Source organism: Thiohalocapsa sp. ML1 (assembly GCF_001469165.1).
Taxonomy (GTDB): Bacteria; Pseudomonadota; Gammaproteobacteria; order Chromatiales; family Chromatiaceae; genus Thiohalocapsa.
In genome coordinates this window covers 1-23,081 of sequence record NZ_JABX01000067.1, presented here as the reverse complement: position 1 = coordinate 23,081, position 23,081 = coordinate 1, and the positions used below count along the sequence as shown (strand labels likewise).

The window sequence follows — 23,081 nt, the reverse complement described above, 5'->3', positions numbered from 1 at the left end:
AAGCGCGGATCTTCGTGGGAGCGGCTTTTAGCCGCGATCTGCCAGGGTGCGGCACGCGCGCCTGTCGCGGCTAAAGCCGCTCCCACGGGGGCAGGCGCGGATCTTCGTGGGAGCGGCTTTTAGCCGCGACCGGCCGGGCTGCGGAACGCGCGCCTGTCGCGGCTAAAGCCGCTCCCACAGGGGCAAGCGCGGATCTTCGTGGGAGCGGCTTTAGCCGCGACCGGCCGGGCTGCGGAACGCGTGCTGTCGCGGCTAAAGCCGCTCCCACAGGGGCAAGCGCGGATCTTCGTGGGAGCGGCTTTAGCCGCGATCTGCCAGGCTGCGGCACGCGCGCCTGTCGCGGCTAAAGCCGCTCCCACGGGGGCTCAGACGGCTTCGATGGCCTCTGCCAGCGACAGCACGGGGCGGATGCTCAAGCCCTCGATGCCGCCCTTGGGCACGTTGGCCTTGGGCGCGATGGCCTGGCGCAGTCCGTGCTTGGCGGCCTCGCGCAGGCGGTCCGGGCCGTTCGGCACGGGGCGGATCTCGCCGGACAGGCCGATCTCGCCGAACACGGCAAGCTCGATCGGCAGCGGGCGGTCGCGATAGCTGGAGAGCACGGCGAGCACCAGCGCGAGGTCCGCCGCGGTCTCGGTGACGCGCACGCCGCCGACGGCATTCACGAACACGTCTTGGTCGAACATCGCAATGCCGCCGTGGCGGTGCAGCACCGCGAGCAGCATCGCGAGCCGGTTCTGCTCCAGCCCGACGGCGACGCGCCTGGGGTTCGCGAGCGGGCTCTGGTCCACTAGCGCCTGCACCTCCACCAGCATGGGACGAGTGCCCTCGCGGGTGACGAGCACGACGGAGCCCGGCACCGGCCGGTCGTGCCGGGACAGGAAGATCGCAGACGGGTTGCGAACCTCACGCAGGCCCTTGTCCGTCATGAGAAAGACGCCCAGCTCGTTGACAGCGCCGAAGCGGTTCTTGACGGCGCGGATGAGCCGGTGCGTGCCGTCCGGCTCGCCCTCGAAGTAGAGCACCGTGTCCACCATGTGCTCCAGCACCCGCGGGCCGGCGAGCGCGCCCTCCTTGGTGACGTGGCCGACCAAGAACACGGTGGTATCGGTGAGCTTGGCAAAGCGCACGAGCTGCGCCGCGGTCTCGCGCACCTGCGAGACGCTGCCCGGCGCGGAGGTGAGCAGATCCGTCGATAGGGTCTGGATCGAGTCCACGATGAGCACCCGCGGGCGCACGGCGGCGACCGTGGCCAGGATCTGCTCGACGCCCGTCTCGGCCAAGAGCCGCAGTGCACTGCCCTGCCCCGCCGCGCCCGCGAGCCCGAGCCGATGCGCGCGCAGGCTCACCTGCTGGGGCGATTCTTCGCCGGTGACGTAGAGCACAGGCAGGCGCTCGGCGACGGCGGCGGCGGCCTGCAGCAGCAGCGTGGACTTGCCGATGCCGGGGTCGCCGCCGATCAGCACCACCGAGCCCGGCACCAGTCCGCCGCCGAGCACGCGGTCCAGCTCGGCGATGCCGGACGGCGCGCGGGTCTGCTGCTCCGGTGCGACCTCGGCGAGGGACAAGACCTCGCTCGGGTTCAGCGCCGCGGCGCCCTGCCCCGCACCGGCCCAGCCGCCGCGACCCGGCGTCAGCGGCGCGGCGGGCACCTCGTCGATGCTGTTCCAGGCGCCGCAGTCCGGGCACTGGCCGGACCACTTCGGCTGCGCCGCGCCGCAGGCGTTGCAGACGTAGGGGCCGCGAGGCTTTTTCGGGCGCTGGGCCATGGGGTTAATTACATCGTGTCTGTGGGAGCGGCTTTAGCCGCGATGCCTGTGGGAGCGGCTTTAGCCGCGATGCCTGTGGGAGCGGCTTTAGCCGCGATGCCTGTGGGAGCGGCTTTAGCCGCGACCGCTGTGGGAACGGCTGACGGCAAAAGGGCCGAGGGCCGAGGGCCAAGGGCGTCCTCCTCGGCCCTTGGCCCTGTTGCGCGGAGCCGACCTGGAGGTCGGCTCTCCGGCCCGGCCCCGCTCGCGGCTAAAGCCGCTCCCACGGTCACGGTCAATAGCCCATGTCGTTGTAGAGATTGTCGGCCAGGTTCTCGAACTTGGTGTACTGCCCCAGGAAGGCGAGCTTGACGGTGCCGATGGGGCCGTTGCGCTGCTTGGCGATGATGATCTCGGCGACGCCCTTGTCCGGGCTCTCCTGGTTGTAGACCTCGTCGCGGTAGATGAACACGATCAGGTCCGCGTCCTGCTCGATGGCGCCGGACTCGCGCAGGTCCGACATCACCGGGCGCTTGTTCGGGCGCTGCTCCAGCGAGCGGTTGAGCTGCGAGAGCGCGATGACGGGCACGCACAGCTCCTTGGCCAGCGACTTCAGCGAGCGGCTGATGGCGGAGATCTCGGTGGCGCGGTTCTCGCCCTCGCTCGGCGCCTGCATCAACTGCAAATAATCGATGACGACCATGCCGAGCTGCTTGTCCTGTCGCTGCAGCTCCCGTTGCAGCCGGCGCACGCGGGCGCGGACCTCCGTGGGCGAGAGCGCCGGCGTGTCGTCGATGAACATGGGCGCCTGCGACAGGATGTGCACGGCCGAGGTCAGCCGCGGCCAGTCCTCGTCGGTGAGCTTGCCCGTGCGCACGCGGTGCTGATCGATCTGCCCCAAGGACGACATCATGCGCATGGCGAGCGAGTCCCCCGGCATCTCCATGCTGAACACCGCCACGCCCTTGCTGGTCTTGATGGCGACGTTCTCGGCCAGGTTCATCGCGAAGCTAGTCTTGCCCATGGACGGGCGGCCGGCGACGATGATCAGGTCCGAATTCTGGAGGCCGGAGGTCTTCATGTCGAAGTCCACGAAACCCGTCGGCAGACCGGTGATGGGCTCGTCGCGGTGGAACAGCTCGTCGATCTTGTCGACGGCGATCTTGAGCAGGCTCTCCAGGGGCTGGAAGCCGCCGCCGCGGGCGAGCTGCTCGGCGATGGCGAAGACCTTGGCCTCGGCGGCGTCGAGGATCTCGGCCTCGGAGCGCCCGCCGGTGTCGAAGGCCAGGTCCGCAATGCCGGTGCCGGCCTTGATGAGCTGCCGCAGCACGGAGTTGAAGCGGATGATGCGCGCGTAGTGCGCGGCATTGGCGGCGCTCGCGGTGTTGCGGTCGATCTCGGCCAGGTAGGCCATGCCGCCGACGTCGTCCAGGAGCTTGCGCTTTTCCAGCGCCTCGGCGAGGGTCACGACGTCGAAGGGCTGATCGCTATCTGCGAGCAACGACACGGCACGGAACACGAGCTGGTGCTCAAGGCGGTAGAAGTCCACCTCCCGCACCTTGTCCGCCACCAGCTCCCAGGTGCTGTTCTCCAGCATCAGCGCGCCGAGCAGGGATTGCTCGGCCTGCACGTTGTGCGGCGGCACGCGCATGCCCTCAAAGGGCGTGCCGGCAAAGGCACCCGGGTCGTCGGCATCCACGGCGGTGATCTCCTGTTGTCGGAGGCGAAAACGAGCCCAGTACCGGCGTACCGCGGGGCGGCGCCGGGGCATGGAGCAGGGGCTCTTGGAGTCGGGATTGGGGAGGAGGATTGTCGGCCCAAGCGTGGCCGGGCGACAAGCAAGGAAAACCGTACAGGCCGCCGCCGGAGTGTGGCGACTTTTGTGGCGATTCGAGAGTCGGGGCTAAGCCGCGCGGGGGTGGAGGCTTGGGACGTAGCGACTGGGCGCGGAGCGCCGGGAGAGGCGTGACACCGCGGGAGCGGTGTCACGAGAAGTAAACTGCGCGGGTGCGGGCTTGGGACGGGTCGACTGGGCGCGGAGCGCCGAGAGAGGCGTGACACCGCGGGAGCGGTGTCACGAGGAGATCGCTCGATGGCTGGAGGCCGGGCGCAGCGTTGCCGGCTGGACGCCGGCATCACGATGTCGGTGCCGGATGAATCCGGCGTACCCAAGAGCCGGATGAATCCGGCGTACCCAGGAGCCGGATGAATCCGGCGTACCCAGGAGCCGGATGAATCCGGCGTACCCAGGAGCCGGATGAATCCGGCGTACCCAGGAGCCGGATGAATCCGGCGTACCCAGGGGCCGGATGAATCCGGCGTACCCAGGGGCCGTCGCAGCCGGGAGGGCGCGGCTCAGTCGCCCGGGACGATCTCGACCAGGATCACGACATCGACGTCGGTGTGCAGATGCAGCTCCACCTCGTAGGAGCCGATGTGGCGGAACGGGCCCTGCGGCAACCGGACCTCGCTCTTCGCCAGATCGACGCCGACGGCGGTCACGGCCTCGGCGATGTCGCCAGTACCGACGGAGCCGAACAGGCGGCCTTCGTCACCGGCCTTGCGCGAGATGTTGACGGTAAGGCCTTCGAACCGCTCGCGGCGGGACTCGGCAATGGCCAGCGCCTCGCCGGCCTGGGCTTCGAGCTCTGCACGGCGCTCCTCGAAGGCCTTCAGGTTGGCGTCGGTGGCGGGTACCGCGGCGCCCTGGGGGATCAGAAAATTGCGGCCGTAGCCCGCGCGCACCGCGACCTTGTCGCCAAGCTCGCCGAGCCCGCCGACCTTCTTCAGCAGGATCACTTCCATCGGGGTTTCCTCAGAATCGATTCGATTAGGCGGCGTCGCGCCGGCCGGCCGCAGCTCGCGGCGGGCCGGCAACCTGCGCTCAATGCCCGTCGGTGTACGGCAGCAGCGCCAGGAAGCGCGCGCGCTTGATGGCGTCGGCGAGCTGGCGCTGGTACTTGGCCGAGGTGCCGGTAATGCGGCTCGGGACGATCTTGCCGGACTCGCTGGCGTACGCCTTGAGCAGGTTCAGGTCCTTGTAGTCGATCTCGGTGATGCCTTCGGCGGTGAAGCGGCAATAGCGCTTGCGGCGAAAGAAACGGGCCATGCTGGTGTGCCTCTGGGTGCTGGAACTGGATGGGACGGAGCGGGGGCGGATGCCGGATCAGTCGTCGTAGCTGTCGCGACGGCGCGGCGGACGGTCGTCGTCGTCATCGCGACGGCGCGGGCGATCGTCGTCGTCGCGGCGACCACCGCGGTCGTCGTCACGCCGGCCGCGGCGCTCCTCGCCGCCTTCTTCATCGCCCTTGAGCAGCGGCGACGGCTCCGTGACGGCAGCGCGGCGCTTCATGATCAGATTGCGCAGCACCGCATCGTTGAAGCGAAAGGCGTTCTCCAGCTCGTCGAGGGCCTCTTGGTCGCACTCGATGTTCATCAGCACGTAATGCGCCTTGTGCACCTTGTTGATCGGGTAGGCGAGCTGGCGGCGGCCCCAGTCCTCGAGCCGATGGATCTTGCCGCCACGGCCCTCCAGGTTGCCGCGGTAGCGCTCAATCATGGCCGGCACCTGCTCGCTCTGGCTCGGGTGCACCAGAAACACAACTTCGTAATGTCGCATGGGGATCCTCGCGGGTGTAAAGCCTCCCGACGCAATGGCTTGAATTATGGCGCGGTGAGGCGAGGCGATCGTCGCAGGGCGCGACGAAGCCGGGCATTGTTGCCGGTATCCCCCGCAAGATCAAGTCCGCAACGGCACTTTGCGGGTTCTTTGCGGACTTGTTATCGGTACTGGCAAGCCGCCGCGGCTGACGCGACAATGTTCCGTTTTCCGCTGGAGTCGGGGCGCTGCCGCCCCGCGCCCAAGTCCCTGAACACGAGGTTGAGTCCTGATGTTTCGCACAGTGTTGCGCCTGTTCTGCGTCGCGGCCGTGGCCGCTGCCGTCAGCGGCTGCGGCTCCTCGGGCGGTGTCGCCGAAGTCGAGACCATTGCTGCCTACTCTCCGCCAGTGCGCGTCCGCGGCGATGTCGAGGCCTACGACGGCCCGCTGGCGGCGGCGGTGGCACCGGTGGAGTTCCCCGGGGGGTCCGAGGCGGACCGCAACTGGCTGCAAGCCGAGATCGCGCGCGGGCTGGAGGAGTCCGGTGCCTTCGCGACGGTCATCCGGCTCCAGGCGCGCGGGCAGAACAACGAGGCGGATGTCGTCATCGACCCGACCGTCGTGAGCACCGAGCGCTACAGCGGAGGTCTGAGCCGGGTCGACCTGCGCCTGCGCTCACAGACCAAGACGACGGGGCGGATCGGCGTCGATCAGGTCTACCGCGGCAAACGCAGCGGCAATCAGAGCGCCATCCGCGACGCCGTCGCAACGGCAGGCCGGGACCTGCGGCGCAAGTACGGAAGCTGAGGTTGCTGTGGCAGCGGCTTCAGCCGCGACCCCAGCCGCGAGCCAAGGTCGTCGCGGCAGTCGCAGCAGTCGCGGCTAAAGCCGCTCCCACGGCCTCGGCCCTCGGCCCTCGCCCCTTCTTCACCGGTACTGCCGCAAATACCACCACTCGAACCCGCGCTTGAGCCAATGGAAGGCAACGGAGCTCGGCAGCACCCAGTTGCGCTTCTCGGTGCGCCAGATGACCATGCCGCGGTCGTTGGCGTCGACGATGCAGAGCAGCTCCACGTCGAACGTCTCATCAGCGGCCTTGCCCGCCATCTCCGCCACCAGGTTCTTCGCGGCGGCCTTGGCCTGCAGGTCCGCCATGTGCGCCTGCTTCGGCATCCACTCCGGACCCGGAAAGCTGCCGGAGTCGCCGACGACATAGACCCGCTCCGGCCCGGCCACCTTGCAGTGGGCGTCGGCCTGGATCAGCCCGCCCGGGGAGCGCGGCAGCGTGGTGTTGTCGAACCACTGGTTGCCGGTCATGCCGGGCATGAACACGATGAGGTCGGCCGGAAACTCCCCGCCCTCGGTCATCACCTTGTCCGCCGTGAAGCCCTTGAGCTTGCGGCCCAAGTGCGTCTCGATGCCGACCCTGCGCATCTCGCCGAGGAGCTTGTCCACGGCCTTCGGGCCGAGCCGGTTGCCGGGGCGCTCGGCGGGCGTGAAGAAGACGATGTTGAAGCGCTCGCGGCGCCCTTCCCGCCGCAGTTGCCGGTCGAGCCCGAACAGGAACTCGAAGATCGGCCCACCGCGCATGGACGACGGCTCGTTCGGGTTGCCCGCAAAGCCCATGGCGACGGTGCCGCCGTCCATGGCCTTAAGCCGGTCGCGAATCGCCTCGGCCGCCGCGATGCCCTCGCAGGGCGTGATGGCGTGCTCGATGCCCGGCAGCTTCTTGATGAAGCGCCCGCCGCTCGCGATGATCAGGCCGTCGTTGGCGATGTCGCCGGCGCTCGTGTGCAGAATTCGCCCGTCATCGCTGAGCCCGATGGCCTCGGCAGCGCGATGGTTGACACCCATGCGCCTGAGAAAGGGCCGAAGATCGATACGCAGGTCATCGCCCTTGCGCAGCCCGGACGGCACCCAGATGAGGCCCGGGTAGTAGACGAATTCCGGCTTCGGGCTGACGACGGTGATGTCGAGCGCCGGGTCCGCGTCGCGCAGCGCCGAGATGGCCGTCAGCGCGCCGAAGCCGGAGCCCACGATGCTTACGCGGTGCATCGGCTGTTCTCCTCGGTTTGTTGAGTCATGAATCCTGATTCGTCTGCAGCCGTTCGACCGCCCGCGCTCGGCTCGGTTGCAGCGGGCGCGTGCCCACTCAGCCTTCGGCGTCGGCGGTGGCCTTAAGCAGCGGCAGCAGCCCCGGCCAGACGTTATCCAACATCTTGGGCTGCGCCGCGGCGGTCGGGTGCAGGCCGTCCGGCTGCATCAGCTCGCGCCGGTCCGACACGCCGGCCAACAGCCTCGGCACCAGCGCGGCGCCGGTAGCCTGGGCCACCTCAAGATACAGCGCCTGGAACTGCTCGGCGTACCCGCTGCCATAGTTGGGCGGCAAGCGCACGCCGGCAAGCAGCACCCGCGCGCCGGCCTGTTGCGATTGCTCCACCAGCGCCGTCAGCACCGCGGCGATCTGCTTGGGCGGAAAGCCGCGCAGGCCGTCGTTGGCGCCAAGCTCGATGACGACCACCGCGGGCCGATGCTCCTTGAGCAGCGCCGGCAGCCGGGAGAGTCCGCCCGCGGTGGTATCGCCCGAAATGCTGGCATTGACCACGGTATGCGGCAGCCCCGCCTCGGCGATGCGCGCCTTGAGCAGGCTGACCCAGCCCTGATCTAGCGCAGTCCCGAAGGCGGCGCTCAAGCTGTCCCCCAGCACCAACAGCCGGGGCGCCGGCGCCGCGGCGCCGACGGGCCCCGCCAACAGCATGGCGAAGACGAGCACCGGCATGAGCAGCGGTGCACTGCGTAAGCATGGAGACTGCATGAATACCCCAGAGAGCGTGAGCCCAGAGAGCGTGAGCCCAGAGAGCGTGAGCCCAGAGAGCGCGAGCCCAGAGATTGTGAGCCCGGAGGTCCTGTGCCGGGCCGACGGATTGGCGAAGCATGTTACCGGCCCCGGCGGGCGGCTGACCATTCTGCACGACTTATCGCTCAGCATCGGCGCCGGCGAGGCGGTGGCCATCGTCGGCGCCTCCGGCAGCGGCAAGTCGACCCTGCTCGGCCTGCTCGCCGGCCTGGATACGCCGAGCGACGGCGACGTGGAGCTGTGCGGCGAGCGGCTCGCAACGCTCGACGAAGACGGCCGCGCCGCGCTGCGGGCCGGGCGCGTCGGCTTCGTGTTCCAGAGCTTCCAGCTCCTGCCGACCCTGACGGCACTGGAAAACGTCTCGCTGCCGCTCGAGCTCGGCGCCATCACCGACGCCCCGCGCATGAACGGCAGCGGCCCCACCGGCATCGCCCGCGAGGCGCTGGAGCGCGTCGGCCTCACCCCCCGCGCCGGGCACTATCCGCGCCAGCTCTCGGGCGGCGAGCAGCAGCGCGTGGCCATCGCACGCGCCTTTGCGCCCGGGCCGCGCATCCTGTTCGCGGACGAGCCCACCGGTAACCTGGACCTCGCGACGGGCCAAAAGATCATCGACCTGCTGTTTGCGCTGCGCGCCGACGCCGGCGCCGCGCTGGTGCTGGTGACGCACGATCAGGCCCTGGCCGAGCGTTGCGACCGCCGCCTCGGCATGCGCGACGGTCACCTGGAGGCACTGGCATGAGCGCCCGGTTCCGCATCCGCACCAGCGCCTGGTGGCTCGCGCTCAAGCTCCTGCGCCGGGATTGGCGCAGCGGCGAGCTGTATCTCCTGTCCGCGGCGCTGGTGCTGACGGTGGCGGCCATCACCGCCGTCGGCTTCTTCACCGACCGCATCGAGCGCGCGATGCAGCGCCAGGGCGGCGAGCTGATCGCCGCCGACCTCGTCATCGACTCCTCACGCGCCATCCCGGAGACCTTCGCCGACGAGGCCGCCCGGCGCGGGCTCGCCATCGCCCGCACGCTCACCTTCAGCAGCGTCGTACTCGCCGGCGACAGCAGCCAGCTCGTGCAGGTGAAGGCCGTGGACGACACCTATCCGCTGCGCGGCAGCATGCGGCTCAAGGCCGATCTGGACGCCGCCGAGCTGCCCACCGACGGCGGGCCCGCGCCGCGCACGGCCTGGGTGGAGCCGCGGCTCCTGTACGCGCTCGGTGCCGAGGTCGGCACCGGCATCGACTTGGGCGAGGTCGGCTTCACCGCGGATCGGCTCATCGCCTACGAGCCGGACCGCGGCGGCAATTTCTTCCAGATTGCGCCCCGGGTCATGATCCGGCTCGATGACGTGCCGGCGACGGGGCTGGTCACGGAGGCGAGCCGCGTGCGCCATCGGCTGCTGCTCGGCGGCCCGCCGCAGGCCATCGCCGACTTCGCCGCGTGGGCGGAGCCCAAGCTTCCGGCCTACGCCGGGCTCCTCGACGCCCGCGAGGCACGCCCGGAGTTCGAGTCGGCGGTCGATCGCGCGTCGCGCTTCCTGCACCTGGCGGCGCTGACGACGCTGCTCGTCGCCGGCGCGGCCATTGCGCTCGCGAGCCGGCGGCTCGTGGACCGCCAGACCGACGCGGTGGCCGTGATGCGCTGCCTGGGCGCGCCGCGGCACGTGCTGACGCGCATCTTTGCGCTGCGGCTCCTGGCCTTCGGCCTCATCGCGAGCCTCATCGGCTGCCTTATCGGCTGGCTCGGGCAGCAGGGGCTCGCGCTGGTGCTCGCGGACTGGTTCGACGGGCCGCTGCCGGCACCGTCGGTGGCGCCCGTCTTCGTCGGGCTCGGCACCGGGCTGGTGGCGCTGGCGGGCTTCGCGCTGCCGCCGCTGATGCAGCTCGCCGATGTGCCGCCGCTCAAGGTGCTGCGGCGGGACCTGGGCGCGCCGAAGACCTCCGTCGCGCTCGCGGCGCTGGCCGCCGCCGCCGCGTTGGCGCTGCTGATCCTGTGGCAGGCGGGGGATTTCGAGCTGGCGTGGAAGCTGCTGCTCGGCGTCGTCGGCGCCGTCGCCGCGCTGGTGGCGCTCGGCGCGGTGATGGTCTGGCTCGCCGGGCTGGCAGCGGCGCGCACTCGCGGCATCTGGCGCTTAGGCTTAGCCGGGCTCTCGCGCCGGCCGGCGGCGGCGATCCTGCAGATCACCGGCTTCGGGCTCGGCATCCTCGCACTGCTGCTGCTCGCCGTGGTGCGCGTGGACCTGCTCCAGAGCTGGCAGCAGACGCTGCCGGAGGGCGCGCCGAACCGCTTCTTGATCAACATCCAGCCGCACGAGAAGGACGCACTGGCGGACTGGTTTGCCGAGCGCGACATCGACAGCTCCGGCATCTATCCAATGGTCCGCGGGCGGCTCACCGGCATCGGCGGCGAGACCGTGGAGCCGGACGACTACGAGGACCCGCAGGCGGCGCGCCTGGCCGACCGGGAGTTCAACCTGAGCTACTCCGACGTGCCGCAGGGTGACAACGAGATCGTCGCAGGCAGATGGTGGGCCGGGCCGGACCCGCTGCCGCAGTTCTCCGTGGAAGAGGGCATCGCCGAGACGCTCGGCATCGCGCTCGGCGACGAGCTGCGCTTCTGGATGGCCGGGCGCGAGGTGGCGGCGCCGGTCACCAGCCTGCGGCGCGTGGTCTGGGACAGCTTCAACGTCAACTTCTTCGTCATCGGCACGCCGGGGCTGCTCGCCGGCGAGCCCGCGACCTACGTGACCAGCTTCTACCTGCCCGCGGCGCGCGAGGCACTGGTGCCGGAGCTGCTGCGGGCCTTCCCGAGCGTCACGCTGATCGACGTCGGCGCGCTGCTGGAGCAGGTGCGGGGCATCATCGAGCAGGGCATCCGCGCAGTGGAGTACGTGTTTCTGTTCACGCTTGCGGCCGGGCTGTTGGTGATGTACGCCGGCATCCAGGCGAGCCTCGCGGTGCGCCGTGGGGAGCACGGCGTGCTGCGCACGCTCGGTGCCAATCGCGGGCAACTGCTGCGGGGGCTCTTGGTGGAGTTCACCGTCGCCGGGCTGCTGGCCGGGCTCACCGCGTCGATCTTCGCGGAGCTCACGGGCTATGTGCTCGCGCGGCAGGTGTTCGACCTGCCGTTTGCGCCGAACCCGTGGCTCTGGGTCTTCGGCGTGCTCGGCAGCGGTGTCGCCATCGGCCTGGCCGGCACGCTCGGCACCTATCGGGCGCTGGTGCGGCCGCCGCTGGCGCAGTTGCGGGCGGCGTAATGAGCCGCGGCTGCGAGGTCTCTAAGCCACTGAATGGACAGTGGCGACGAGATCGGACGATTGTATTTAACCCACGGTACGGCGCAGAATCAAGGGCTTGCATGCGCCGCTTGGGCGGAGGCGGAGAGATCCACGCGGCCCTCGCGCGCTTATTACACGTGAGATCTCACCCTCGCGTTATGACCCTCGCGTTATGACCCTCGCGTTGCTATTCCCATGGCTTCTTGCGCTGCCCTTGCAGATTGCGACTGCCATGGATGATCGTGACAATGAACAGGTCGTTGGCACGCGTCTGGTAGATAATCCGGTACCCCTGATAGATCAGCTCCCGAACGTCGTCGCGTCCGTCGGCTTCGGGGACTGGCCGACCCATCGTAGGAAAGGTCTCCAGGTTCTCGATCACTGAGATCATACGCTCCGTGAAGCGACGGGCATTCATCGGCGAGTCCTTGCCGATATAGTCCTTCAAATCAAGGATGTCGATCCTGGCGCGTCGAGACCATTTAATCGCCATTGCCAAGCAGCTCGGCCTTGACCCGCTCGTGCGGGATGACGCGGCCCGCCTCAATGTCAGCTAGACCTTCCTCGATCTTCTGTTTTGCGTAAAGCTCGTACATGATCTCATCCCAGGACGCCTGCTCCGGGAGCTGCTCAATGACCGCCTTTGCGACCTGCTTGGCAGACTGCATGGTTGAGAAATCCTCATTGTTGACGTTGAATAGGTCAGTACCCCACCGAGCGACCCAGAATCAAGGGCTTGAATGCGCCGCTTGGGCGGAGGCGGAAAAATCCACCCCAAGGGCGTTGGCGGGGATGAAAAAGGGCGGCCACCAGGGAATCAATGTCGTTGTCGAGGCGACCTCTCGGAGAGGAGACCCCATGGCGGCCATGACCCAAACGAAGCTATTGCCTTGGGACGCGATTGAGGCGCGCAGCGACCTCGAACCGGCTCAAGCTTGTTGTTGATCATCTCCCCGACGAGCGCTTGGTGCAATACCTTGAGATGATGCGGTAGCCACGGGGCGGTCGCAAAATGGGGACAGCGCTGATGTCTCGTAATACTGCCGGCTTGTCGCGGCTAAAGCCGCTCCCACGACTGTCGCGGCCGTCGCGACTTCGGCCCCGAAAGGGGGATGCCACGGCTGCCGTTGTTGCTAAGATGCGCGGAGCCGGCCCCACCCCAGGAGCAGTCGCCCGCCAGCGGGCACCGATGCGCCATGCCTGAGCCACCGCTGATCCGTCCTTTCGCCGGCCTGCGTCCGGCCCCCGGCCGCGCCGCCGAGGTCATCGCCCCGCCCTACGACGTGGTCGATGCCGAGGAGGCGCGCCGGCTCGTCGCCGGGCGCGCGCGCAGCTTCCTGCATATCTCCCGCGCCGAGGTGGACCTGCCGCCGGGCACCGACCCCTACGCGCCCGAGGTCTACGCCCGCGCCCGCGCTAACCTGGAGCGGATGCGCGCGGACGATGTGCTCTGCCGCGACGACGCGCCCTGCTACTACGCCTATCGCCAAGAGGTCGCGGGCCGCCGACAGACCGGCCTGGTCGCCGGCGCGTCCGTCGCCGCCTACGTCAGCGGGCGCATCAAGAAGCACGAGCTGACCCGCCCCGCCAAGGAGGACGATCGGGTGCGGCAGATCGCGGCGCTGGATGCGCAGACCGGGCCCGTGTTCCTGGTGAACCGCGCCGATGCCGCCCTGCGCGAGCTGCTCGCGGCGGCCTGCGACGCGGCGGCGCCGGAGGTGGACGTGACCGCCACCGACGGCGTGCGCCACCAGCTCTGGGTCATCGCCGATACGGCACGGGTCCAGGCCCTGACGGCGCTCGGCGCCAAGCTCCCCGCGCTCTACGTCGCCGACGGCCATCACCGCTCCGCCGCCGCGGTGCGCGTCGCCGAGGCGCGCGGCGATGCCGCCAGCGCGGCCTTTCTCGCCGTGATCTTCCCGCACGACGAGCTGACCATCCTGCCCTATCACCGATTGGTGGCGGACCTGGGCGGGCTCGATCTCGATGCGCTACTGGCGCGCGCCGGCGAGCGCTTCGCGGTCACGCCATCCGCGGCGCCGGTGCAGCCGGCCGCATCGACGCAGTTCGGCCTCTACAGCGACGGGCGCTGGTGGCAGCTCCGGCTGCGCGAACAGCGCCTGCCCGCGGATGACGACCCGGTGGCCAAGCTCGCCGTCACGCTGCTGCACACGCACCTCATCGAGCCGCTGCTCGGCATCACGGACCCGCGGCGGGACCCGCGCATCGACTTCGTCGGCGGCAGCCGCGGGCTCGCCGGCCTCATGGCGCCGGTGGATGCCGGGCGCATGGCGCTCGCACTGGCCCTGCCCGCCACCGGCATCGATGAGCTGCTGGCCGTGGCGGACGCCGCTGCCATCATGCCGCCGAAGTCGACCTGGTTCGAGCCGAAGCTCGCGGACGGCCTCGTTAGCCTGCTGCTCGATCCCGTTTGAGGCCGGGCCGGCACGGTGGCGGCTCGACTGCCCCGGCGCCGGCCCCATCTGGTCCGCCATGGTCCAAGCTGTCACGAATCTGCCGGAGCGCGTCGACGACGCCGCCGCCGTGCACCACTGGCTGGCGCAGGTCACGCCGCGCTACGACGCCAACGGCCGCCGGCTCCTCGCCGATGCGGTCGAGCAGACGCTCGCCTGCCACGGCAGCGCGCTGCTGGAGACCGGCGAGACCGCCGTGCGCCATCGCCTCGCCGCCGCTGACCTGCTGTTCGGGCTGCGCATGGACGCGGAAACCCTGTGCGCCGCCTTGCTGCAGGGCTGCCTCGGCGACGCCGGCAGCGACGCCGCGGCCCTGGAGGCCCGCTTCGGCCCCGTGGTCGCGCGCCTGAGCGCGGACCTCGCGCGCATCGAGCAGTTAACCCGCCTGGAGTACGTCGCCGAGGGCGGCAAGCGCGCCGAGCGCAACCGCGCCGCGCACGAGGAGAACCTGCGCCGCATGCTGCTCGGCATGGCCGAGGACGTGCGCGTGATGCTGGTGGTGCTCGCCGACCGGCTGCAGTGGCTGCGCCGCGGCAAGCATCTGTCGCGTGCGCGGCAGCTCGAGCTGGCCGACGACACCCGCCGCGTCTACGCGCCGCTGGCCAATCGCCTGGGCGTCTGGCAGCTCAAGTGGGAGCTGGAAGACCTGGCGCTACGGGCCGCCGAGCCCGAGGCCTACATGCGCATCGCCAAGGCGCTGGCGGAGCGCCGCGACGAGCGCCAGCGCTACATCGGCGCGGTGCTGGAGCAACTGCGCGCGGAGCTGGCCCGGGCCGGCATCGCCGCCGAGGTGACCGGCCGCGCGAAGCACATCTACAGCATCTGGCGCAAGATGCAGCGCAAGGGCGTGGACATCGACCAGATCTTCGACCTGCGCGCCGTGCGCATCATGGTGGACGACGTGCCGGCCTGCTATTCCGCGCTCGGCGTCGTGCACGGGCTCTGGGCGCACATCCCGTCGGAGTTCGACGACTACATCGCCACGCCCAAGGGCAACAACTACCAATCCCTGCACACGGCCGTGCTCGGCCCCGAGGACAAGCCGCTGGAGGTGCAGATCCGCACCCGGGCGATGCACGAGCATGCCGAGTACGGCGTCGCCGCGCACTGGGCCTACAAGGAGGCCAAGGCGCACGACCCGGAGCTCCAGCGCCGCATCGTCTCCATGCGCCACTGGCTGTCGCACGCCGGCGACGCGGAGCCCGACGAGCAGGCCGCTCGGCAGCCGAGCACCGACCTGGCTCCAACGAGCATCTACGTGCTCACACCGCAGTCCAAGGTCGTCGAGCTGCCGCGCGGCGCCACGCCGCTGGACTTCGCCTACGCCATTCATTCCGAGATCGGCCATCGCTGCCGCGGCGCCCGCGTGGACGGGCGCATGGTGCCGCTGACGCATCAGCTCAAGAGCGGCGAGACGGTGACCATCATCACCCAGAAGAACGCCCAGCCGAGCCGCGACTGGCTCAGCGTGCACCATGGCTACATGGTCACCAGCCGGGCGCGCAACCGGGTCCGGCAGTGGTTCAAGCAGCAGGACTTCGACCGACATCTGGCCGAGGGCCGCGTCGCGCTGGAGCGCGAGATCACGCGCCTCGGCATCGACGCGGCGCCCCAGCTCGAACGGCTCGCGGAGCGCTTTAATCTCAAGTCGGGCGACGACCTGCTCGCCGCCATCGGCCGCGGCGACGTCGCCGCCGGCCAAGTAGCGCGCCAGGTCGGCGAGCCCCGCGCGGAGCGCCGCGAGGCCCCGGACGAGCTGCCGCCGAGCCGCCCGTCGGCGGCGGTGCCGGAGGCGGGCAGACGCGGGGCGGTGGTCGTGGAGGGCGTCGATGACCTCATGACGCAGATGGCCGCCTGCTGCCGGCCGGTGCCGCACGACAAGCTGGTGGGCTATGTCAGCGTCGGGCGCGGCGTCATCGTGCACCGGCGCAACTGCCGAGAGATCCTGAACCTGCCGGAGGCGGAGCGCGCGCGCCTGGTGCAGGTGAGCTGGGCGGATCAACCCGCGCAGGCCGGCTACCCGGTGGCCGTGGTGCTGTCCGCGGCGGACCGCAAGGGCCTGTTGCGCGACATCTCCTCAGCCCTCGCCGACGCCGACGCCAACGTGCTCGGCAGCGACACCCGCACCGATCCGAGCAACGACATCGCCCACATGCGCTTCACGGTGCAGGTGACCGACGCGGAGCACCTGGAGCGGATCATCGCGCGGCTCAAGCAACTGCCGGATGTGCTGTCGGTGGCGCGCGCGCAGTAGCGAGCCTGCCCAAGCACGGCGCGAGCGTGGGCCGTCAACCCACGCGGCGCTCGTGGTAGCATGGCGGCCGATCTCCGGCCGGGGGTGACCCGGCCCGCGCACAAAGCGGCCGCAAGCAGCCATGAGCTCCCTGCCATGAACACCCTTCTCGTTACCGGCGGCGCCGGCTTCATCGGCGGCAACTTCGTGCTGACGATGCTCGCGGAATCCGACGCCCGCATCGTCAACCTCGACAAGCTCACCTACGCCGGCAACCTGGATACGCTGCGCGCCGTGCAGGACAACCCACGGCACGTCTTCGTGCAGGGCGATATCGGCGACCGCGAGCTGGTTGCGCACCTGCTGCGCGAGCACGCCGTAGACGCCGTCGTCAACTTCGCGGCCGAGAGCCACGTGGACCGCTCCATCGACGGCCCCGCCGCCTTCATCGAGACCAACGTCCTCGGCACCTTCAACCTGCTGGACTGCACGCGCGAGTATTGGCGCGGGCTGGACCAGGACACCCGACAAGCCTTCCGCTTCCTGCACGTGTCCACCGACGAGGTCTACGGCTCCCTCGGGCCCACCGGCGCCTTCACCGAGACCACCCCGTACGCGCCCAACTCGCCCTACTCCGCCTCCAAGGCCGCGTCGGACCACCTGGTGCGCGCCTGGCACCACACCTACGGGCTGCCGGTGCTCACCACCAACTGCTCCAACAACTACGGGCCCTACCAGTTTCCGGAAAAGCTGATCCCGCTCATGATCGCCAAGGCCCGCGCCGGCGAGCCGCTGCCCATCTACGGCGACGGCTCCAACGTGCGCGATTGGCTGTATGTCGAGGACCACTGCCGGGCCATCGCCCGGGTGCTCGAGGCCGGCACGCCCGGCGAGGTCTACAACGTCGGCGGCAACAGCGAGAAGACCAATCTCGACGTCGTAGACACCCTCTGCGCGCTGCTCGACGAGGCCCTGCCGGGCTCGCCGCACCGCCCGCATGCACGGCTCAAACAGTTCGTCACCGACCGGCCCGGGCACGACCAGCGCTATGCCATCGACGCGACCAAGCTCAAGCGCGAGCTGGGCTGGGTGCCGCAAGAGACCTTCGAGACCGGCCTGCGGCGCACCCTCGCGTGGTATCTGGACAACCACGACTGGGTGCAGCGCGTCATGGACGGCAGCTACCTCGGCCAGCGGCTCGGCACCGAACGCGCTGAGCACTGAGCCGGCCGCGACGCCAAGCCGGCCCCATTCCACCAGGAGAACACCATGACGCGCAAGGGCATCATCCTCGCCGGCGGCTCCGGCACCCGGCTGCATCCGCTGACGCTGTCGCTGAGCAAGCAGCTCTTGCCGGTGTACGACAAGCCCATGATCTACTACCCGCTCGCCGTGCTGATGATGGCGGGCGTCCGCGAGATCCTGGTCATCACCACGCCGCGCGACGAGCCCTCCTTCCGCGCGCTCCTAGGCGACGGCAGCCAGTGGGGTATCGCGCTCGACTACGCCGTGCAGCCGCAGCCGGGCGGGCTCGCGCAGGCCTTCATCATCGGCCGCGACTTCATCGACGGGCAGCCGAGCTGCCTCGTCCTCGGCGACAACATCTTCTACGGTCACGGCCTCGTCCAGAGCCTCAAGGCCGCGGCCGCGCGCACCGATGGCGCAACGGTGTTCGGCTATTGGGTCAAGGACCCGGAGCGCTACGGCGTCGCCGAGTTCGGGCCGGACGGCAACGTCATCGGGCTGGAGGAGAAGCCGGCCAAGGCCAGGTCGAACTACGCCGTCACCGGCATCTATTTCTACGACAGCGATGTCTGCGGGCTCGCGGCGGAGCTGACGCCGTCCGCGCGCGGGGAGCTGGAGATCACGGACCTGAACCGGCGCTATCTCGAGCAGGGCCGGCTGCAGCTCGAGCGCCTGGGCCGCGGCATCGCCTGGCTCGACACCGGCACGCACGAGTCACTGATCCAGGCGGCCAACTTCATCGAGACCATCGAGCAGCGCCAGGGGCTCAAGGTCTGCTCGCCGGAAGAGGTCGCCTACCAGAATCGCTGGATCGACAGCGAGCAATTGCTGGCCATCGCCGAGCCCCTGCGCAAGAGTGGCTATGGCGAGTATCTGCTGAGCCTTCTGCACCGGGAGCAGCAGCCGTGAGCAGCGCGCTCCCTGCCCCCGACCGCCCCGTGGGAGCGGCTTTAGCCGCGACGGCCAACTCACATCCCGGCCCTTCGCGGCTAAAGCCGCTCCCACAGCGCACCGCACCGCCCGCCCTCCCCGTGGGAGCGGCTTTAGCCGCGACGGCTAGCTCACATCCCGGCCCTTCGCGGCTAAAGCCGCTCCCACAGCGCGCCGCCGCCCCCGCCCGCCCCGTGGGAGCGGCTTTAGCCGCGACAGCTAGCTCACATCCCGGCCCTTCGCGGCTAAAGCCGCTCCCACAGCGCGTCACACCGCCCGCCCTCCCCGTGGGAGCGGCTTTAGCCGCGACAGCCAACTCACATCGCGGCCCTTCGCGGCTAAAGCCGCTCCCACAGCGCGCCGCCGCCCCCGCCCGCCCCGTCGGGAGCGGCTTTAGCCGCGACAGCCAACTCACATCCCGGCCCTTCGCGGCTAAAGCCGCTCCCACAGCGCACCGCCGCGCGCGCCCGCCCCGTGGGAGCGGCTTTAGCCGCGCCAGCCAACTCACATCGCGGCCCTTCGCGGCTAAAGCCGCTCCCACAGCGCGCCGCACCGCCCGCCCGCCCCGTGGGAGCGGCTTTAGCCGCGACGGCTAGCTCACATCCCGGCCCTTCGCGGCTAAAGCCGCTCCCACAGCGCACCGCACCGCCCGCCCGCCCCGTGGGAGCGGCTTTAGCCGCGACAGCCAACTCAAATCCCGGCCTTTCGCGGCTAAAGCCGCTCCCACAGCGCACCGCATCGCTCACACGCCACGCAGGCCAAACCGCCCCAGCGAGCCCAAGCTGACATGAAAGTGACCCCCACCGAGCTGCCGGACGTGCTGCTCATCGAGCCCAAGGTCCACGGCGACCAGCGCGGCTGGTTCGTCGAGAGCTTTCACCGCGAGCGCTACCGCGACGCCGGCATCGCGCTCGACTTCGTGCAGGACAACATGTCCTACTCCGCCCGCGGCACCCTGCGCGGACTGCACATCCAGAACCCGCACAGCCAGGGCAAGCTCGTGCAGGTCATCGCGGGCGAGGTCTTCGACGTCGCCGTGGACGCACGCCGCGACTCGCCGCACTTCGGCCGCTGGACCGGCGCGCATCTGAGCGCGGACAATAAGCATCAGCTCTGGGTACCGCCGGGCTTCCTGCACGGCTTTCTGGTGCTCTCCAACACGGCGCTGTTCAGCTACAAGTGCACCGACCTATACCATCCGCAGGCGGAGCTCTCCGTACGCTGGGATGATCCGGACATCGGCATCCGCTGGCCGCTGGACAGCGGCGCACCGAGCCTGTCCGAAAAAGACCGCAACGCGCCGCTGCTGCGCGACATCCCCCGAGCACGCCTGCCGGACTGACACGACCACGCCCAGATGCAACCAGCCTCAGACCCAACCCGCCCCACGTACGTCGCCGGCCACCGCGGCATGGTGGGCTCCGCCATCGTCCGCGCGCTGCGGGCACAGGGCCAAGACAACATCGTCACCCGCACCCACGCGGAGCTCGACCTCACGAGCCAGGCGGCGGTGGAGACCTTCTTTGCCGAGGTGCGCCCGGCACGGGTGTACCTGGCCGCGGCCAAGGTCGGCGGCATCCACGCCAACGACACCTACCCGGCCGATTTCATCTACGACAACCTGCTGATCCAGGCCAACATCATCAACTCCGCCTGGCGCCATGGCGCGGAAAGGCTCCTCTTCCTCGGCAGCTCCTGCATCTACCCAAGGCTCGCCGAGCAGCCCATGCCCGAGTCGGCGCTGCTGACCGGGCCACTGGAGCCCACCAACGAGCCCTATGCCATCGCCAAGATCGCCGGCATCAAGCTCTGCGAGTCCTACAACCGCCAGCACGGCACGGACTTCCGCAGCGTCATGCCGACCAACCTGTACGGGCCCGGCGACAACTTCGACCTCGCCAACAGCCACGTCATCCCGGCGCTGATCCGCAAGTTTCACGAGGCCAAGCTCGCCGGCGCCAATCATGTGCCGGTCTGGGGCAGCGGCCGGCCGCGCCGGGAATTCCTGCACGTCGATGACATGGCCGCTGCCTGCCTGCACGTGATGGCCTTGGACGCGTCGGCCTACGCCGCCCACACTGAGCCCCGCAATTCCCACCTCAACGTCGGCACCGGCACCGATGTCACCATCGCCGAGCTGGCGGCATTGGTGGGCGACGTCGTGGGCTTCGCGGGCGAGATCCGCTTCGATCCGTCCAAACCGGACGGCGCCCCGCGCAAGCTGCTCGATGTGAGCCGGCTCAAGGCGCTCGGCTGGACAGCGCAGATCGACCTGCGAGACGGCCTAGCGCAGGCCTACGACTGGTTCCTCGCGCATCAATCCGAGCTGCGGACATGAGCATCGCCGGCCCGCCCCCCCCGTGGGAGCGGCTTCAGCCGCGAAACCGACCCAGCGCAAACGCTCGCGGCTGAAGCCGCTCCCACAGGCCGCTGACACCGCAACGTCATCGATCAGCAAATACCGAGAATCGAACCACGTGAAGAAAGCCCTAATTACCGGCATCACCGGCCAAGACGGCGCCTACCTCGCCGAATTGCTGTTGGACAAAGGCTACGAGGTGCACGGCATCAAACGCCGCAGCTCGCTGTTCAATACCGACCGCATCGATCATTTATACCAAGACCCGCACGAGCCCAATCAGCGCTTCATCCTGCACCACGGCGATCTCACCGATTCATCCAGCCTGATTCGCATCATGCAGCAGGTGCAGCCGGACGAGCTCTACAACCTGGCGGCCCAGAGCCACGTCGCGGTGTCCTTTGAGGAGCCGGAATACACCGCCAACTCCGATGCCCTCGGCACGCTGCGACTGCTCGAGGCCATTCGCATCCTGGGGCTTGAGCAAAAGACCCGCTTCTACCAGGCCTCCACGTCGGAGTTGTTCGGCAAGGTGCAGGAGATCCCGCAGCGCGAGACCACGCCCTTCTATCCCCGCTCCCCGTACGCCGTCGCCAAGCTCTACGCCTACTGGATCACCGTCAACTACCGCGAGGCCTACGGCATCTACGCCTGCAACGGCATCCTGTTCAACCACGAGAGCCCCATCCGCGGCGAGACCTTCGTCACCCGCAAGATCACCCGCGCCATGGCCCGCATCAAGCTCGGCCTGCAAGAGCGCCTGTATCTCGGCAACCTCGACGCCAAGCGCGACTGGGGCCACGCCAAGGACTATGTGCTCATGCAATGGCTGATGCTGCAGCAGGAGGCACCGGAGGACTTCGTCATCGCCACGGGCCGCCAATACGCCGTGCGCGACTTCGTCGACGCCGCCGCCCAAGCGGTGGACATCGGCATCCGCTGGGAAGGCGAAGGCGTCGAGGAGAAAGGCTACAACACCAGCACCGGCCAGTGCATCGTCGCCGTCGATCCGCGCTACTTCCGCCCCACCGAGGTCGAGACCCTGCTCGGCGACCCCACCAAAGCCCACGAGAAGCTCGGCTGGTCGCCAACCGTGTCGTTCGAGGAGCTGGTCGCAGACATGATGCAGAGCGACCTCGACGCAGCACAGCGCGACGCCCTCTGTGCCCGGGAGGGCTACCGCGTGCTGGAGCGCAACGAGTAGCCGGTTCAATGCGACTGACACCCCGGCAAATCCAAGCGATCAAACAGGCAGTCGCCGATCACTTCGGTGCGAATGCACAGGTCTGGCTGTTTGGCTCCCGCACGGACGACAAACGCCGTGGCGGCGACTTCGACTTCTACGTCGAGACAGATCTCGATGACCCCGCCGAGGTCATCGACCGCAAGCTGCGAGCGCTAGCCCAGCTCCATGCCACGCCCGAATTCGAAGACGAGAAGATCGACCTCGTCATCAAGCCCGCCATCGCCGGCCCCTACCCGCCGATTTACGAACGCGCACGCCAGCAAGGTGTCCGCCTGTGAAGACCCACACATTACTCGACCCCACCAACGACTACGTCTTCAAGCGGGTGTTCGTCGGCGATCCCGCGCTGCTGATGTCGCTGATCAACGACCTGCGCCCCGATCTCCCCGACATCACCACGGTGGAAATCCTCAACCCCGGCATCGAGCCCGGCGAGCTCCGCGGCAAGTACATCATCCTCGATGTGCTCGCTCGGGACGCCGAGGGGCACTGCTACAATGTCGAGGTCCAAGTCCGCCGTTACGGCGCCTGGCACAAGCGCGGGCTGTTCTACCTGGCACGCTCGCTGGGCGGGCAGTTGAACGCCGGCGAAGACTATCAGGAGTTGCGCGCCTCGGTCGGGCTGCATCTGCTCGACTTCGATCTGTTCACCGCCACGGCGGCGCAACGCAGCCAGGCCCTATGGCGCTTCGAGATGCGCGATGAGCACCAGCCCAACATCTCGCTGGGGAACATCCTGCAGATGAACCTCATCGAACTGAACAAGGCAGACCGCCTTGGCCTGCCGCCGGGCCCGCTGCGCGCCTGGATCACCTTCTTCAAACACTGGCAGGACGAGATCACCATGGCGACCGTCACCCACGAACCCGTCAAACAGGCACTGAACCGCGTCCGAACCCTCAGCGCCGATGAAGAAGCGCGCCGCCTGGCATTCGTGCGCGAGAGAGCCTTGCACGATGAAGTATCCTTCTTGAACGAGGCTAAGCGGGAAGGCATTGAACAAGGCATTGAACAAGGCATTGAACAAGGCATTGAACAAGGCATTGAACAAGGCATTGAACAAGGCATTGTACAAGGCATTGAACAAGGCATTGAACAAGGCATTGAACAAGCCCGCAACGAGACA

The 23,081-nt window shown here is 69.0% G+C and carries 21 protein-coding genes; 12 read left to right on the top strand and 9 right to left on the bottom strand.

Translation table 11 applies throughout. The features are described from left to right. Nucleotides 1–365: 365 nt before the first annotated feature. The 5 genes from radA to rpsF form a co-directional block, all read right to left on the bottom strand. Nucleotides 366–1,766 (bottom strand): DNA repair protein RadA, encoded by a 1,401-nt coding sequence (gene radA, locus ML01_RS24890; protein ID WP_058558074.1) that lies wholly within the window; start codon nt 1,764–1,766, stop codon nt 366–368. 274 nt (nt 1,767–2,040) lie between these two features. Then, nucleotides 2,041–3,396 (bottom strand): replicative DNA helicase, encoded by a 1,356-nt coding sequence (gene dnaB, locus ML01_RS24885; protein ID WP_058558077.1) that lies wholly within the window; start codon nt 3,394–3,396, stop codon nt 2,041–2,043. Nucleotides 3,397–4,100: 704 nt separating this feature from the next. Beyond that, a complete protein-coding gene (gene rplI / locus ML01_RS24880) occupies nt 4,101–4,550 on the bottom strand; it encodes a 50S ribosomal protein L9 (protein ID WP_058558073.1) in 450 nt (149 codons plus the stop codon). A 79-nt stretch (nt 4,551–4,629) separates the two neighbouring features. Beyond that, on the bottom strand, nt 4,630–4,854 hold the full coding sequence (rpsR, locus tag ML01_RS24875) for a 30S ribosomal protein S18 (protein ID WP_058558072.1): 225 nt from the start codon (nt 4,852–4,854) through the stop codon (nt 4,630–4,632). A gap of 57 nt (nt 4,855–4,911) precedes the next feature. After that, nucleotides 4,912–5,364, bottom strand: coding sequence for a 30S ribosomal protein S6 (gene rpsF, locus ML01_RS24870; RefSeq protein ID WP_082674655.1), 453 nt, complete (start codon nt 5,362–5,364; stop codon nt 4,912–4,914). Nucleotides 5,365–5,635: 271 nt separating this feature from the next. Between rpsF and ML01_RS24865 the strand changes: the two genes are divergently transcribed. Next, entirely contained in the window at nt 5,636–6,151 is a 516-nt protein-coding gene (locus tag ML01_RS24865; protein WP_058558071.1) for a hypothetical protein, read from the top strand. A 120-nt stretch (nt 6,152–6,271) separates the two neighbouring features. Here the strand turns inward: ML01_RS24865 and ML01_RS24860 are convergent, their stop codons facing one another. Beyond that, on the bottom strand, nt 6,272–7,399 hold the full coding sequence (locus ML01_RS24860) for an NAD(P)/FAD-dependent oxidoreductase (protein ID WP_058558070.1): 1,128 nt from the start codon (nt 7,397–7,399) through the stop codon (nt 6,272–6,274). Nucleotides 7,400–7,496: 97 nt separating this feature from the next. Further along, nucleotides 7,497–8,123: an arylesterase gene (locus ML01_RS24855; protein ID WP_058558069.1), complete on the bottom strand. Its 627-nt coding sequence runs from the start codon at nt 8,121–8,123 to the stop codon at nt 7,497–7,499. Between the two features lie 34 nt (nt 8,124–8,157). Between ML01_RS24855 and ML01_RS24850 the strand changes: the two genes are divergently transcribed. After that, nucleotides 8,158–8,940, top strand: a complete 783-nt coding sequence (locus tag ML01_RS24850) for an ABC transporter ATP-binding protein (protein WP_082674654.1) — start codon at nt 8,158–8,160, stop codon at nt 8,938–8,940. Then, complete coding sequence (locus ML01_RS24845) at nt 8,937–11,447, top strand: ABC transporter permease (protein WP_173865216.1); 2,511 nt, start codon at nt 8,937–8,939, stop codon at nt 11,445–11,447. The genes ML01_RS24850 and ML01_RS24845 overlap by 4 nt, the downstream gene beginning before the upstream one ends. A gap of 208 nt (nt 11,448–11,655) precedes the next feature. On the opposite strand, the gene ML01_RS24840 is transcribed toward ML01_RS24845, so the two are convergent. Together ML01_RS24840 and ML01_RS24835 are read right to left on the bottom strand one after the other, a co-directional pair. Next, nucleotides 11,656–11,961: a type II toxin-antitoxin system RelE/ParE family toxin gene (locus ML01_RS24840; protein WP_058558068.1), complete on the bottom strand. Its 306-nt coding sequence runs from the start codon at nt 11,959–11,961 to the stop codon at nt 11,656–11,658. Continuing rightward, nucleotides 11,951–12,136, bottom strand: coding sequence for a hypothetical protein (locus tag ML01_RS24835; RefSeq protein ID WP_058558067.1), 186 nt, complete (start codon nt 12,134–12,136; stop codon nt 11,951–11,953). Before ML01_RS24835 ends, ML01_RS24840 begins: the two co-directional genes overlap by 11 nt. Nucleotides 12,137–12,664: 528 nt before the next feature. On the opposite strand from ML01_RS24835, the gene ML01_RS24830 reads away from it, so the two are divergent. The 9 genes from ML01_RS24830 to ML01_RS24790 all read left to right on the top strand — a co-directional run. Further along, entirely contained in the window at nt 12,665–13,903 is a 1,239-nt protein-coding gene (locus tag ML01_RS24830) for a DUF1015 domain-containing protein (protein ID WP_058558066.1), read from the top strand. Nucleotides 13,904–13,961: 58 nt separating this feature from the next. Further along, nucleotides 13,962–16,196, top strand: coding sequence for a bifunctional (p)ppGpp synthetase/guanosine-3',5'-bis(diphosphate) 3'-pyrophosphohydrolase (locus ML01_RS24825; RefSeq protein WP_058558065.1), 2,235 nt, complete (start codon nt 13,962–13,964; stop codon nt 16,194–16,196). Nucleotides 16,197–16,331: 135 nt separating this feature from the next. Next, nucleotides 16,332–17,399 carry a dTDP-glucose 4,6-dehydratase gene (gene rfbB / locus ML01_RS24820; protein WP_058558064.1) on the top strand — a complete coding sequence of 356 codons (1,068 nt, stop codon included), beginning with the start codon at nt 16,332–16,334 and terminating at the stop codon, nt 17,397–17,399. A gap of 45 nt (nt 17,400–17,444) precedes the next feature. Next, a complete protein-coding gene (rfbA, locus tag ML01_RS24815; RefSeq protein ID WP_058558063.1) occupies nt 17,445–18,329 on the top strand; it encodes a glucose-1-phosphate thymidylyltransferase RfbA in 885 nt (294 codons plus the stop codon). Between the two features lie 808 nt (nt 18,330–19,137). Beyond that, nucleotides 19,138–19,692, top strand: coding sequence for a dTDP-4-dehydrorhamnose 3,5-epimerase (gene rfbC / locus ML01_RS24810; protein WP_058558062.1), 555 nt, complete (start codon nt 19,138–19,140; stop codon nt 19,690–19,692). Between the two features lie 15 nt (nt 19,693–19,707). Continuing rightward, entirely contained in the window at nt 19,708–20,688 is a 981-nt protein-coding gene (locus ML01_RS24805) for a GDP-L-fucose synthase (RefSeq protein ID WP_058558061.1), read from the top strand. A gap of 139 nt (nt 20,689–20,827) precedes the next feature. Then, nucleotides 20,828–21,913, top strand: a complete 1,086-nt coding sequence (gene gmd / locus ML01_RS24800; RefSeq protein WP_058558060.1) for a GDP-mannose 4,6-dehydratase — start codon at nt 20,828–20,830, stop codon at nt 21,911–21,913. Between the two features lie 8 nt (nt 21,914–21,921). After that, nucleotides 21,922–22,233 (top strand): nucleotidyltransferase domain-containing protein, encoded by a 312-nt coding sequence (locus tag ML01_RS24795; RefSeq protein ID WP_058558059.1) that lies wholly within the window; start codon nt 21,922–21,924, stop codon nt 22,231–22,233. Beyond that, the coding region (locus ML01_RS24790) for an Rpn family recombination-promoting nuclease/putative transposase (RefSeq protein WP_156427985.1) at nt 22,230–23,081 on the top strand (852 nt) is incomplete at its 3' end. The genes ML01_RS24795 and ML01_RS24790, both read left to right, overlap by 4 nt.